16 protein-coding genes and 1 pseudogene are annotated in these 13,015 nt (G+C 67.0%); 11 read left to right on the forward strand and 6 right to left on the reverse strand.

All coding sequences use genetic code 11. From position 1 onward, the window contains the following. Positions 1-139 precede the first annotated feature (139 nt). From JNJ68_RS19435 to JNJ68_RS06375, 4 genes and pseudogenes are all read right to left on the reverse strand, one after another. Positions 140-253: pseudogene (locus JNJ68_RS19435) on the reverse strand (DNA repair protein); the annotation flags it as partial. A gap of 126 nt (positions 254-379) precedes the next feature. Then, entirely contained in the window at positions 380-1,579 is a 1,200-nt protein-coding gene (locus tag JNJ68_RS06365; protein ID WP_294980347.1) for a DUF932 domain-containing protein, read from the reverse strand. Between the two features lie 356 nt (positions 1,580-1,935). After that, positions 1,936-2,277 carry a YnfA family protein gene (locus JNJ68_RS06370; protein ID WP_021096163.1) on the reverse strand — a complete coding sequence of 114 codons (342 nt, stop codon included), beginning with the start codon at positions 2,275-2,277 and terminating at the stop codon, positions 1,936-1,938. Then, on the reverse strand, positions 2,274-2,714 hold the full coding sequence (locus tag JNJ68_RS06375) for a helix-turn-helix domain-containing protein (protein ID WP_161768430.1): 441 nt from the start codon (positions 2,712-2,714) through the stop codon (positions 2,274-2,276). The genes JNJ68_RS06370 and JNJ68_RS06375 overlap by 4 nt, the downstream gene beginning before the upstream one ends. An 87-nt stretch (positions 2,715-2,801) precedes the next feature. Here JNJ68_RS06375 and JNJ68_RS06380 point away from each other — a divergent pair, with 87 nt between their 5' ends. Genes JNJ68_RS06380 through JNJ68_RS06400 form a run of 5 tightly spaced genes read left to right on the forward strand, consistent with a single transcriptional unit; the run spans position 2,802 to position 7,283 of the window. Next, the gene (locus JNJ68_RS06380; RefSeq protein ID WP_161768431.1) at positions 2,802-5,099 is read left to right on the forward strand and encodes a heavy metal translocating P-type ATPase; all 2,298 of its coding nucleotides are present in this window, start codon (positions 2,802-2,804) and stop codon (positions 5,097-5,099) included. Between the two features lie 4 nt (positions 5,100-5,103). Continuing rightward, positions 5,104-5,727 (forward strand): methyltransferase, encoded by a 624-nt coding sequence (locus tag JNJ68_RS06385; protein WP_294980354.1) that lies wholly within the window; start codon positions 5,104-5,106, stop codon positions 5,725-5,727. After that, entirely contained in the window at positions 5,724-6,203 is a 480-nt protein-coding gene (gene lspA / locus JNJ68_RS06390; protein ID WP_161768432.1) for a signal peptidase II, read from the forward strand. Before JNJ68_RS06385 ends, lspA begins: the two co-directional genes overlap by 4 nt. Next, complete coding sequence (locus tag JNJ68_RS06395) at positions 6,190-6,627, forward strand: disulfide bond formation protein B (protein WP_161768433.1); 438 nt, start codon at positions 6,190-6,192, stop codon at positions 6,625-6,627. The genes lspA and JNJ68_RS06395 overlap by 14 nt, the downstream gene beginning before the upstream one ends. Further along, entirely contained in the window at positions 6,624-7,283 is a 660-nt protein-coding gene (locus JNJ68_RS06400; protein ID WP_161768434.1) for a thioredoxin domain-containing protein, read from the forward strand. Before JNJ68_RS06395 ends, JNJ68_RS06400 begins: the two co-directional genes overlap by 4 nt. An 8-nt stretch (positions 7,284-7,291) precedes the next feature. Here the strand turns inward: JNJ68_RS06400 and mntR are convergent, their stop codons facing one another. After that, complete coding sequence (gene mntR, locus JNJ68_RS06405) at positions 7,292-7,744, reverse strand: manganese-binding transcriptional regulator MntR (RefSeq protein WP_021096156.1); 453 nt, start codon at positions 7,742-7,744, stop codon at positions 7,292-7,294. Between the two features lie 114 nt (positions 7,745-7,858). Here mntR and JNJ68_RS06410 point away from each other — a divergent pair, with 114 nt between their 5' ends. The 6 genes from JNJ68_RS06410 to JNJ68_RS06435 all read left to right on the forward strand — a co-directional run bounded on the left by JNJ68_RS06410 (position 7,859) and on the right by JNJ68_RS06435 (position 12,575). Further along, the gene (locus JNJ68_RS06410; protein ID WP_294980361.1) at positions 7,859-9,181 is read left to right on the forward strand and encodes an Nramp family divalent metal transporter; all 1,323 of its coding nucleotides are present in this window, start codon (positions 7,859-7,861) and stop codon (positions 9,179-9,181) included. 89 nt (positions 9,182-9,270) lie between these two features. Then, complete coding sequence (locus tag JNJ68_RS06415; protein ID WP_294980364.1) at positions 9,271-9,864, forward strand: SCO family protein; 594 nt, start codon at positions 9,271-9,273, stop codon at positions 9,862-9,864. Between the two features lie 6 nt (positions 9,865-9,870). Further along, a complete protein-coding gene (locus JNJ68_RS06420; RefSeq protein WP_161768437.1) occupies positions 9,871-10,344 on the forward strand; it encodes a copper chaperone PCu(A)C in 474 nt (157 codons plus the stop codon). Continuing rightward, the gene (locus JNJ68_RS06425; protein ID WP_294980367.1) at positions 10,341-10,919 is read left to right on the forward strand and encodes an SCO family protein; all 579 of its coding nucleotides are present in this window, start codon (positions 10,341-10,343) and stop codon (positions 10,917-10,919) included. The genes JNJ68_RS06420 and JNJ68_RS06425 overlap by 4 nt, the downstream gene beginning before the upstream one ends. Before the next feature lie 16 nt (positions 10,920-10,935). Then, positions 10,936-12,099: a M23 family metallopeptidase gene (locus JNJ68_RS06430; protein ID WP_294980370.1), complete on the forward strand. Its 1,164-nt coding sequence runs from the start codon at positions 10,936-10,938 to the stop codon at positions 12,097-12,099. Next, positions 12,096-12,575: a DUF411 domain-containing protein gene (locus JNJ68_RS06435; protein WP_294980373.1), complete on the forward strand. Its 480-nt coding sequence runs from the start codon at positions 12,096-12,098 to the stop codon at positions 12,573-12,575. The genes JNJ68_RS06430 and JNJ68_RS06435 overlap by 4 nt, the downstream gene beginning before the upstream one ends. A 30-nt stretch (positions 12,576-12,605) precedes the next feature. Here JNJ68_RS06435 and JNJ68_RS06440 read toward each other — a convergent pair whose 3' ends face one another. Continuing rightward, entirely contained in the window at positions 12,606-12,854 is a 249-nt protein-coding gene (locus tag JNJ68_RS06440) for a hypothetical protein (RefSeq protein WP_235933384.1), read from the reverse strand. Positions 12,855-13,015 lie beyond the last annotated feature (161 nt).

The raw sequence follows: 13,015 nt of genomic DNA on the forward strand, positions 1-13,015 counted from the left end.
GAAGCCCGGCCGCTTCCGGCCGACTGACAATCTCCTCGCCTTCCTCGAGGCTCTCTGATTATGCCAACCCCTTCACAACGATCCCCGCCAGAAACAATGATTTAAAAACCAACATCGGCATAATCTCGGCCTCGGCATAAAGCGCGCAATAGTCCATCAGCGCCTGCCAACTGCCGATGACCGGGTTCTGGCTGAGGTAGCGGCCGAGGATGTCGCGGGCCTCGAGGATGACGGTTTCTTCCTGGGGGGTCATGGGAGTTCTCGCTGAAATGCGCAGGCCGAAGCCCCCTACCCTCTCGGGGCGGGGCCAACGGCATGCATTTGAAAGAGGAGTGCGCGACCGCCGCCGATGCAGGCGGTCGCGTTGTCGATCCCGGCGTCAGCCGACCCGGTCGAGCAGCTTCTTGGCGCGCCCTTCCATGTCGAGGCGGGCATCCTGCTGGGTCTTGTCGCGCGCAAGCCGCGTGATGCCCTGCACGAAATCGAAGATGCTCTCGGGCGGGCGGCCCTCTTCCATCAGCACCTTCTCGATGATCTTGCCGGATTCGGCTTTCGAGAAGCCGCGTTTGCGCAGGAAGTCATCCCTGTCCTCGTCCGTACGCGCGACGATCTGCTGCCGCGCCGCCTTGATGCCGTTTACGAACCCCTGCGGCGAGGAATTGGCAAACCGCGTCAGCGCCGGGGCCGCCTCATGGGCGAAGCGCGATGCGGCGTACTTGGAATGACGGATCGTGATCTCCTGAAAATCCTCGACGCCCCAGAGGTTGCGGTTCTGGCACACGGCCCGAAGGTAGAAGCTGGCCATGCCGAGGGTCTTCGCCCCCACCTCGGAATTCCAGCAGTAGAAGCCCCGGAAGTAGAGATCGGGTGAGCCGTCGGGCAGGCGGCCCGCCTCGATCGGGTTGTGATCATCGACCAGGAACAGGAAGACGTCGCGGTCAGAGGCATAAAGCGTGGTCGTGTCGCGGCTGATTTCGACATCGGGGTTGTAGACCCCGGTCGACCAGTCAAGCACGCCCGGCACCTTCCAGCGCGTGTCGCCCGTGCCATTGCCCGCGATGCGCTGCACGGCCTTGACCAGTTCATGGTCATGGATACGGCCATAGTCGGGGCCGGTCACTGCACGCAGTTCGGTGCGGCCGTCTTCCGTCTCGAAGGTCTTGACCTGCTCGGCGCGATGGTTGGTCAGACCGTATTGCAGGTTGATCCCTGCCAGCGGCGCGGGCAGCTGCCGCAGGTAGGAGGCCGGCGCGCCGACGATGCTGGCAAGCTGGCCGAACGCCCAGTGCGTGGGCACGACCGGTTCATGCGCTTTCGGCAGCATCAGGTGCAGCCGCTCGGGGTTGTCGCGCGCGGCCTCGACCCGGATATCCGCCGTCTGCACGACCCGGCTGCGGCTGCGTTCGGACCGGCCCTTCACCGATGCCCAGAGATCATCAAGCGACAGATACCGCTCGTCATCGGGCCGGTTGAACCATTCGGACGACACCCGCCCGCTCCGCTCACCCCGGCTCACATCCACTTTCCATCCACCTGCCCGCGCCGGTGCGACCGGATCCAGAACTTCCACAACGCCCATCGGCTATCTCCCGTGACAGGCGCCGGAAGCCACTCTCCCAGCCCTCAACCCGTCACCGGGAAACCGGCACGTCTCTCACTCTGGTCGACGTGAAGGGCAGATAGCAGACGGCCGCCGCGATGTGCGGTTCCGTGACTGCGTCGCAAAGCAGCCATTCGATGGAGGGAATGGGCCTGATGTCCAACCTTGTTCAGTCTAAATCTTAATTTGAAGAAAGTTCTGCATCGCTTCCCCGGCTGCGGTTCTGGCGCATCCGCGACCGAACTACGTCGCGAAGACGACAATCATCTAGTGGCGCGATCTTCGGCTGTTCCAGCGTGACACTCCGCCTTGACGATCTTCGGTCGAGCGCCTGACTAGCTCCCCATCGCCCTTGGACCGAACAGGATGACCGCCGCGCCGAAGAGGCAGATCGCCCCGCCTGTCAGGTCCCAGGCGTCCGGCCGCTGCTTTTCGACCATCCAGAGCCAGAGGAGCGATGCGGCGATGTAGACCCCGCCGTAGGCCGCATAGGCGCGCCCGGCGAAGTCGGATGGGGCGAGCGCGAGCAGCCATGCGAAGGCGGCGAGGCTCGCCACTCCGGGGACAAGCCAGATGGCGCTCGCCCCCTGCCGCATCCAGGCCCAGACCGCGAAGCAGCCCGCGATCTCGGCCAAGGCGGCACCGGCATAGATGGCGAGTGTGCCGGGCGCGGTCACGGACCGGCCTCGCTCTCCGGATGGCGGTGGTCGGTGGAGCAGAGGGAATGGTCGCCCAGCACCTCGATCACCCGGCAATCGGCAATCTTGCCGCCCGCGCATTGCACGACCATCCGCTCCAGTTCGGCCTTCAGCGCCGTCAGCCGCGCGAGGCGGCGCTCCACCTCCGCAAGCTGCGCGCGCGCGATGGCGTCGGCTGCGACGCAAGGCTGTTCGGGATTGTCCGAGAGGCTGAGAAGGTCACGGATCGCCTCGAGCGTGAAGCCGAGGTCCCGTGCGTGGCGGATGAAGGCAAGCCGTTCCAACGCCTTGCGTCCGTAGAGCCGCTGGTTGCCGGCGCTGCGCCCGGCCTCGGGCAGAAGCCCGATCTGTTCGTAGTAGCGGATGGTCGGAACCTTCACTCCGGCCTGCGCCCCGAGTTTTCCGATGGTCAGCATCAGATTCCCCTTGAAGCTATAGTTGCTAGAGACATTAGCTTCCCGACTCGATGAAGACAATCGCCCCGCGCGGGCCGAGGATTGACGATGGCCGAAGCACGAAACGAAACCGCTTGCGACTGGACCGTGAGGGGCATGGATTGCGGATCCTGCGCCACCAAGATCAAGGATGCGGTGTCGCGCCTGCCGGGAGTGAGCGGTGTCGAGGTCGCCATCATGTCGGAACGTCTCCGTCTGACCCTCGACGAGGCGCAAACCGGGCGGGACAGGATCGAGAGCGCCGTTCGTGCGCTCGGCTATGAGATCGCGCCACGGGCAGCATCGGCGAGGAAGGACTTTGTGCTGCCCGCGACGCCGACGGCAGGGGTGCCCGGCGAGAGGGATGGCGGGGCAGATCCATCGGGCCACGACCATGACGGTCATGACCATGCGACGCACGGGAAGGTTTCGCCGCGTGACGACTCGGGCCATGGCAGCGCGGGCCATGTCCACGATGACCCCGCCGACAGGGGCAAGCCCTGGTACCAGACCGGAAAGGGCAAGCTGGTCATCTTCACGGCAGTCCTGCTCGGCGCGGCCTGGATCGTCGAGTTGATCGCGCCGGACATCGGCCGATGGGCTTTTGTCGCGGCCTGCCTCATCGGGGTTGCTCCGGTCGCGCGGCGCGCCTTCGCCGCGCTGCGGATGGGCCAACCCTTCACCATCGAGAGCCTGATGACGATTGCCGCCGTCGGCGCGCTGTTCATCGACGCGGCGGAAGAGGCGGCGCTGGTCGTGTTCCTCTTCGCGGTCGGCGAGGTGCTTGAAGGTGTGGCGGCGGGCAAGGCGCGCGACGGCATCCGAGCCCTGGCCAAACTGGTGCCCAAGACGGCGCTCCTCGAAGTGAACGGCACCACGCGCGAGGTTCCTGCGGCGAGCCTGGCCATTGGCCAGACCGTCCTGGTACGCCCGGGCGACCGCATCCCGGCGGACGGCGAGATCGTCGAGGGCACCTCGGGTGTGGATGAAAGCCCGGTCACCGGCGAAAGCGTGCCAAGGACGCGCGGACCCGGGGATGCGGTGTTTGCCGGGGCAATCAATACCGAAGCGGCCCTCCGTGTGGCGGTGACAAAAGGGGCCGAGGACAACACCATCGCGCGGATCATCCGGCTGGTCGAGGAAGCGGAGGAGGCGCGCGCGCCGACGGAACGCTTCATCGACAGGTTCAGCCGCTGGTACATGCCGGCCATCGTTGGCGTCGCGGCGCTGGTCGTGCTGGTGCCGCCACTGGCCTTCGGCCAACCCTGGGATACTTGGGTCTATCGTGGCCTAGCGCTGCTTCTGATCGGCTGCCCCTGCGCGCTGGTGATCTCGGTTCCGGCCTCGATCGCCTCGGCGCTGTCCTCCGGTGCGCGACGTGGGCTGCTGATGAAAGGCGGCGCGGTGATCGAGGCGGCGTCCAAGATCGGCTGGGTCGCCTTCGACAAGACCGGTACCCTGACGCATGGCCGGCCGCAGGTGACCGATGTGGTGCCCTTCGGCAAGACGACCGAGGCCGAGCTTCTGGCTGTCGCCGCGGGCGTCGAGACGGGGTCGAGCCACCCGTTGGCGGTCGCCATCCTGAACCGTGCGAAGGACGCGGGCGTCGCGCCGCTCGCCGCCAGCGACGCCAAGGCGCTGATGGGCAAGGGCGTCGTGGCGACGGTCGACGGCGCCCCGGCCTGGGTCGCCTCGCCCCGCTACGCCATGGACAACGGCGGCCTTGACGGGCTTGGACTGCGCCAGGCAACGATCTTCGAAGAGGAGGGCAAGACCGCCGTCGCGGTGTTCCGCGCGAATTCCCCGCTCGGCCTGATCGCGATGCGCGACGAGCCGCGGGCGGATGCGAAGGATGCCGTGCGCCAGCTGACTGCGATGGGCCTGACCCCCGTCATCCTGACCGGCGACAACCCGCGGACGGCGGCGGCGATCGCGGGCGGCCTTGGCCTGAAGTTCGAGGCCGACATGCTTCCCGAGGACAAGCTCGCCTATATTCGCGAGATCGGGGCGAAGGACGGCGTCATGATGATCGGTGACGGCATCAACGATGCGCCCGCCCTGAAGCAGGCGTCGGTCGGCGTCGCCATGGGATCGGGCACCGATGTGGCGCTGGAAACCGCCGATGCGGCGATCCTGCGCGACCGCGTGACCGACATTCCCGCAACCATCCGCCTCTCGCGCGCGGCCATGGCCAACATCCGTCAGAACGTCACCATCGCCCTGGGGCTGAAGGCGGTGTTCCTCGTCACCTCGGTCCTTGGCCTGACGGGCCTCTGGATCGCGATCCTGGCCGATACGGGTGCGACGGTGCTGGTGACGCTGAACGCGCTGCGTCTCTTGCGGTTCAACCCCGAACGCGAGGCGTGAGGCGATGATGTCGGCTTTCGGCTGGGCCGCGCTGGCCCTTCTCTTCGGCTATCTGGCACTGTTCCTCTGGGGGACCACGGCGGCGACGCAGGCGGCGGGCAGGCCGGTCTGGCTGTTCGGGCAGGCAAGGGGACGCGAGCGGCTGGCCGCCTTCGGGTTTCGTGCGGCCTTCGTGCTTGCCTTCTTCGGGCCGCTTCTCTGGCTGGCATGGCCTGTACTCCACAAGGCCGATCCGTTCTGGACCGAAGGCGGGGCGGTTGCCGCCGGGCTGATCGGTGTCTTCATCGCGGGCGTGGGGGCGATGGTCGCCTTTGCGGCGCAGATGTCGATGGGCGCCTCCTGGCGGGTAGGGGTTGTGCCCGGCGCGACGGGCGCCCTCGTCACGGGCGGGCTCTACCGCTACAGCCGGAACCCCACCTTCGTGGGGCAGTTCGCCTTGCTGGCCGGTGTCGCGCTCGCGGCGTCTTCGCTGCCCAATGTCGTCGCGCCGCTCGTCTTCCTGTGGTCGGCTGTCACACAGGTGCGCACGGAGGAGACGGCCCTGCGGGCGGCACTCGGGGCGGACTACGACCGCTACACCGCCGCCGTGCCGCGCTGGATCGGGCTGCGCCAGGGAACCGCTCCATGATCCGACCTGCGAATGTGGTGCTGGCCACGGTTCTGCTCGACCAGACCACCAAGGCGGCCGCGCTGTCCGGCCTGGTGCCCGGCCAGCCCGTTGCCATCCTTCCCGGTCTCGACCTGACGCTCGGTTTCAACGAAGGCGCGAGCTTCGGCCTCCTGTCCGGTCCGATGTCCGGTCGGCCGTTGCTGATGGCCGCCGTGACCGCCGGGCTGACGCTGGTGTTCGCCGTGATGGCCCTGCGCGCGCGCCATCCGGTCGAGCGCACCGGGTTCGCCCTGATCGTCGGCGGGGCGCTTGGCAACATCATCGACCGGCTGCGGCAGGGTGCGGTGACGGACTTCCTCGACGTCTTCTGGAAGGAATGGCACTGGCCGACGTTCAACGTCGCGGACATGGCGATCACCTTGGGAGCGGCCTGCCTCCTCGCGTCGTCCCTGCCACAGCGCCGCCGCAAGGAGCCCGTTCGTGACCAAGGCTGAGGCTGACACCCCGTCCCGGGACGACCTTGCGGTGACGACCGCGTTCGTGATCGCTCTTGCCGCCACCCTCGGGGCTCTCTTCATCGGCGAGGTGCTGGGGCAGATGCCCTGCACCCTGTGCTGGTACCAGCGTATCGCCATGTTCCCGCTGGTCCCGATCCTTGGCCTGTCGATCTGGCGGGGCGACCGCCTGGCGCGGGTCTATGCCCTGCCGTTCGGTATCGCCGGGCTGGCGCTCGCGGCCTGGCATTCCGGACTTTACGCGGGGCTCCTGCCTGCTCCGGTCGTTCCCTGCACCGAGAACGGCCCTTCCTGCTCGGGCCCGGCGCAGGTGATCCTGGGATTGCCCATTCCTTACCTTTCGCTGGCGGCCTTTGCCGCCATCCTTGCCTGTCTGATCCTTCCAAGGGGGACCCGCGCATGAACCGCCGCACTGTCTTGGTCGGGGCCTCAGCCATCGGGCTCGTCGCTTTCGGGGGCGGCGCCTTTGTCGTGAACACCCGGCGTCAGGCAGACGCCGATGCCCGCGCCGCCGCTGCGCCGCCCGTGGACGCAGCACTCCTCGTCCGCCCCTACTCGCCCAGCTTCGGCCCGGCCGATGCGCCCGTCACGCTGGTCGAGTTCTTCGACCCCTCCTGCGAGGCCTGCCGGGCGTACCATCCGGTCATCAAGGAGATCCTCCGGCTGTTCCCGGATCAGGTCCGCGTTGTGCTGCGCTATACCCTGTTCCACGAAGGGTCGGACGAGGCTGCCCGGATCCTCGAGGCGGCGCGGATGCAGGGCAAGTTCGAACCGGTGCTTGACGCCCTGTTCGAAGAGCAGCCGGGCTGGGCGGTCCACGGGGCGCCCGAGATGGACGTGGCCTGGGAGATCGCCGGGAATGCGGGCCTCGATCTGGATCGGGCCGAGACGGACAAGCTCTTTCCCGGCATCACCGGAACGATCAACCAGGACATGGCGGATGTCGAAGCCCTGGACATCCGGCAGACGCCGACCTTTTTCCTGAACGGCAAACGGCTGGAGAACTTCAGCGCGGAAAGCCTGATCGCCGATGTGCGCTTCGCCGTCGAGAACGCCTGACGCCGCCGTCAGGACTTGCTGGCGAAGGCCGCGAAGAGGGCCAGCGTGCGCGCGCTGACGTGATGCTCGATCCCCTCGGCGTCGCGCTCGGCGGTTTCGGGGTCGAGGCCCAGGCTCAGCAGGAACCGCAGCACGATCTCGTGCCGCCGACGGCACTCCCGGGCCAGCGCGCGGCCCTCGTCGGTCAGGAACACGGACCGATACCGCGCCCGGGTGATCAGGCCCTCCCGGGCCAGACGGTCGAGCGTCTTGGTCACCGTCGGGACCCGGACGCCAAGCCGCGCGGCGATATCCACCGGCCGCGCCTCGCCGTGGTCGTGGATCAGTTCGGCGATCAGTTCGACATAGTCCTCGGCCAGCTCGCGGCTGCGCGCCGCGCGCACGCCCTGGAACGCCTCGGCCCGCAGGTCGGCGGCTCGGTCATCGGTGCCCATGCGGTTCTTCGGATCGATCCCTGTCATCGCAGAAGCATCGCACGGGACGGATTGACAAGTAAAGCCGCGGGGAGAATTGTTAGCACCATCTAACATATTGCGCCCGGCCTTTGCGGACGCGTCCTTCTGGGGCTTCCATCCATGCCGATCCATGCCTGGCGTACCGACAGCACCACGCCGTCCCTGTCCGAAGTGTTCCGTTCGATCGCAGTGCCGCGCGGCGCGTCGCCCTTCCGCCGCTTCCTTGCCTTCATCGGACCGGGCTACCTCGTCGCGGTCGGCTACATGGACCCCGGGAACTGGGCCACCTCGCTCGCCGGGGGGGCGGCCTTCGGCTACACGCTGCTCTTCGTTGCGCTGTTGTCGAACATCATGGCGATCCTTCTGCAGTCGCTCTGCGCGCGGCTCGCCATCGCCTCGGGCCGCGACCTGGCGCAGGCTTGCCGGGATGCCTTTCCGCGCTGGGTGTCGGTGCCGCTCTGGCTGTTTGCCGAAGCTGCGATCATCGCCACCGACCTCGCGGAGGTGATCGGCACGGCCATCGGCCTGAACCTTCTGTTCGGCATCCCGCTCGAGATCGGCATCTTCATCACCGCGGCCGACGTGTTCCTGATCCTCTGGCTGCAGAACAAGGGATTTCGGTGGATCGAGGCTTTCATCATCGCACTTCTGGCGGTGATCGCGGCCTGTTTCTTCGTGCAGATCGCGATGGCCGACCCCGACTGGGGCGCGGTGATCGCGGGCTTTGCGCCCTCGACCGAGATCGTGACCAATCCGCAGATGCTTTACATCGCGCTCGGAATCATCGGCGCGACGGTGATGCCGCACAACCTGTATCTCCATTCCGGGATCGTGCAGACCCGGGCCTTCGGACAGGATCCGGGCGGCAAGCGCGAGGCGCTGCGGCTTGCGACCTGGGATTCGACCATCGCGCTGATGCTGGCGCTTCTGGTCAACTCGTCGATCCTGATCCTCGCCGCCGCGACGTTCCACGCCAGCGGCACAACCGAAATCGTCGAGATCGATCAGGCGCATGCGTTGCTTTCGCCGCTGCTTGGCAGCGCCATCGCCCCGACCCTGTTCGGCATCGCGCTTCTGTGCTGTGGGCTGAACGCGACCGTGACAGCCACGATGTCAGGGCAGATCGTGATGGAAGGGTTCATCGCCTTCCGCATCAGCCCGGTGTTGCGGCGGCTGATCACCCGGCTGATCGCCATTGTCCCGGCGATGGCCGTGATCCTGCTTTACGGCAGCGAGGAGACCGGCCAGCTCCTGATCCTGAGCCAGGTCGTGCTGTCCTTCCAGCTTCCCTTCGCCATCGTGCCGCTGGTGATGTTCACGGCAAGCCGGGCCAAGATGGGCGATCTGGTGGCCCCCCGCTGGCTTACTGCGCTCTGCGCACTGATCGCGGCCACGATCATCGTGCTGAATGTCAATCTGCTGGCGACGGTTCTGCTCGGCTGACGCCTCATCTTTCCGTGACACCGGGCTTTTTCGCTTGAACCTCAAGCCGCTGGAGGGTTTAGGCACGCCGCATCATAGACAGGGGCCGCATGAGACTGACAACATTCCAGAAAGCCCTTTGGGCAGCCGCGGGCCTGGTCTGTCTGGCCTATGGAACCTGGGTTCTGGTGGCCGATCCGGCAACCCCGCCCCGGGCCGAGGCCGCGTTTCGCCCGGTGTTCTCGTTGTCCGACGCCGAGGGCCGGATCCGCACCGAGGCGGACTTCGCGGGAAAGCACCTTCTGGTGTTCTTCGGCTTCACGAGCTGTCCGGACGTGCGCCCCACCACGCTGTCCGAGGTCGCGCAGGTCATGGATGACCTCGGATCGGACGCCGACAAGGTGCAACCGATCTTCATCTCCGTCGATCCCGTCCGCGACCGCCGTCTGGGGCTTGCCGCCTACACATCCGCCTTCCACCCGGCGATCCTGGGCCTCGCCGGAGACGAGGTGCAGACGCGCGCCGCCGCGGAGAGCTTCCACATCTACTTCGAACGCCAGGACGACCCGGCCGCGCCGGATGGCTACACCATGTCGCACAGCCCGGCGCTCTACCTGATCGGGCCCGATGGCGACTGGCTGCGCCAGTTCGCCTACGGCACGCCCGCCAGTGACATCCTGAATGACCTTCGCTCCAGACTGTGAGGCTCCATGAGAACCCCCATCCTTGCCGCCCTTCTGTCCCTTGTCGGCCTGCCTGCCATGGCCTGCGAAACCTTCACCATCGGAAATCTGATGATCGAGCACGCATGGTCCCGCGCGACGATCGGCGCCGAACGCCCCGGCGTGCTCTATGTCGAGATCACCAACACAGGCAGCGCCGATGACGCGCTGGTCGGCATCGCGACGCCCGTCGCGGAAATGCCGATGCTGCACGAAACCGTCGTGACGGACGGCGTCGCCTCGATGCCGCACGCCATGTCGGTTCCGGTTCCGGCGGGACAGACGGTGGCGCTGGCGCCCGGGGGCTATCACGGAATGCTGATGGGCCTGACCACCACCCTGAAGGAAGGCGAGGGCTTCCCCGTGACATTGACCTTCCGCGACGCGGGCGAGGTGACGGTGCCGGTCGAGGTCCTGTCCATGCAGGCGGAGGGGCCGGATTGCGAACACGCAGGGCAGTGATCCTCGGCGGGGTGGCGGGGGCGCTGGCTTTCACGCTCGGCCTCGGGGCATGGCGCAGCCGCGGCACCGCGCCTGCCACAGACCCACGTCTGCCTTTGCCGATCGCCGAAATGGACTTCACGCTGACCGACCAGTGCGGCGCAACCGTCCGGCCGTCCGACTGGATCGGGCGCCCGACCATGATCTTCTTCGGCTTTACCTTCTGTCCCGACGTCTGTCCGACCACGCTCAGCGACATCTCGGGCTGGCTCGAGGATCTCGGTCCCGAGGCTGACCGCCTGAACGTCACCCTGATCTCGGTGGACCCTGAACGTGACACGCCGGCGGTCCTGTCCGACTACCTCGCGAATTTCGATCCGCGCATCACCGGCCTGACGGGCCCGCTGGCCGAGGTCGAACGCGCCGCCGCGGGGTTGCGCGCGTCGTTCGAGAAGGTGCCGCGCGATGGCGATTATACGGTCAACCATACAGCCGGGGTGTTCCTGTTCCACCCGGACGGGCGCTTTGCCAGCATCATTGATTATCACGAGGATCGGCGTTTCGCCGTTCCGAAGATCCGCCGAACCCTCAGCTGAAAGGTCATTCTGCCAGATGATCCGCTCTGCCCTCATCGTCCTCGTCGCCACCACTCTTGTGCCCTTGCGGGCTGTTGCCGACCCGCCGACCGCGCACGGTCCAGCCGTGATCGATGTGACGATCGCCTCAGGCGACACGCTCGACAGCGTGCTTGACCGCGCAGGTGTCCCCGCGGGCATCCGGGCCGAGGCCGCCCTGGCGCTTGCGGGGGTCTACGACCTGACCGACCTGCGACCCGGTCATCGCGTCGAGTGGACGGCCGCATCGGGCGATCCGACCAGCCTGACGCGCCTGTCGCTTTTCGTGGAAGATGGCGTCGAGATTGCATTGACGTTCAATGGCCAGGTGACAGTCGAGCGCCTTCATCCTCCGATCCGTGAAGCAGACCGGCGGGAAACGCTTGTCCTTGACGGCACGCTTTACGAAGCCCTCGTCGCGCGCAACGCGCCGGAGCGCTTCGCCGTGGACCTGACCGCGCTCCTCGCGGGCCAGGTCGATTTCCGGCGCGATCTGCAGGGCGGCGAGACCTTCGCGCTGGTCTGGCAGGAAGACCAGCTTCCTGACGGCAGCATCGCGGGTGAGCCCCGGCTGAACTATGCGCGGCTGGAACTTGCAGACCGGGTGCTTGAGCTTGTCGCCACCGAAGCCGCAGGACCCGTCATCGTGTTCGAGGACGGGGAAGCCGTCCAGCGGTCTGCCGCGCCGATCCTCGGTGCCCGGCTGTCGTCTGTCTTCGGGCGACGCAACCATCCTGTTCTCGGGGGCGTGCGGATGCACACCGGGATCGACTATGCCGCTCCGGTCGGAACCGAGGTCTCGGCCACCGGTGCCGGGCGTGTGGTCTTTGCCGGTACGATCCGAGGTTACGGTCTGACCATCGACATCGATCACGGCGGCGGGGTTGTGACGCGCTATGCCCATCTGTCCGAGATTGCCGAGGATGTTCGGGAAGGCACCCGGGTCAAGGCCGGTGACAGCATCGGTGCCGTTGGCGCGACGGGCCTCGTAAGTGGCCCGAACCTGCACTACGAGGTCCGCGTTGACGGTCGGCCGGTCGATCCGACGGACCGGGACGCCCTGCCGGAACAAGAGATTGCCTCGTCCGAGGATCTTGATGCGCTGACGACATGGCGCCGCGAGACGGGCTTTGAAGCTTTGGTAGTAGGAGATCGGGGATGAGCGGGCAGCACATCGGACGACGCAACCTGCTGCTTGCGGCAGCGGCGAGCGTCGCGGTCCCGGGGCGCGCCGCCTGGTCGCAAGCGGAACCACCGATCCATGTCGTCAAGGGACGCGGCTGTGAATGCTGCGATGCCTGGGTCGACTACCTGCGCGAGCAAGGCTTCACCGTGACGGACGAAGTGTCGATGGGAACGCTGCTGATCCGCTTCAAGATGGACCATGGCGTCCCGGCGAAGGCTTTCTCCTGTCATACCGGCGTGGTCGATGGCTATGCGCTTGAAGGCCACGTTCCTGCCGCCGACATCCGGCGCCTGCTGGCCGAACGCCCCGATGCGGTCGGACTTGCGGTCCCTGGTATGCCCTACGGCTCGCCCGGCATGGGGCCGGAGGACCAGCGCGATGCCTATGACGTCCTGCTGATCCGTCGCGACGGTTCGCTGGATGTGTACTCCCGGAACGCAGCGAGATCCTGAGCCACCCGCGAGCTGCGGCAGGCGAGAAGCCTAGAAGTCGGTTTTCAGGTAGACCCCGGCGCAGTCGCAGGCGACGGCAGCGACCGTCGCGCCGGTGTTCATGAACAGCCGCGGCGAAAGGAACTGCGTCGTGGCGGGCAGGTCGGCGGTGATTTCCTGCTCGAAGACCGCGCCCGAAATCTCGCCGACGACGCGCATCCAGACGGAGCTGCCATTCGGCGGGGCGGCGATGAACAGGGTCAGCACGCCGCCGGTGGCAATGGCGAAACTCGCCCCCATGTCGGTGAGCGTCGGCGCGCCTGTGCGGTTGCTTGCGACAAGCCGTAAGGCAGGCCTAGTCTAAGCATTCGAACGACCGCTTGCTAGGGTGCAGCGCAATGAGCCCGACCGGCAGGTATGGGCCGAAAACGACGGAACCCGGCGGGTTTCCCCGCCGGGCC

It is taken from the genome of Tabrizicola sp. (genome assembly GCF_016793705.1).
Lineage (GTDB): Bacteria > Pseudomonadota > Alphaproteobacteria > Rhodobacterales > Rhodobacteraceae > Tabrizicola.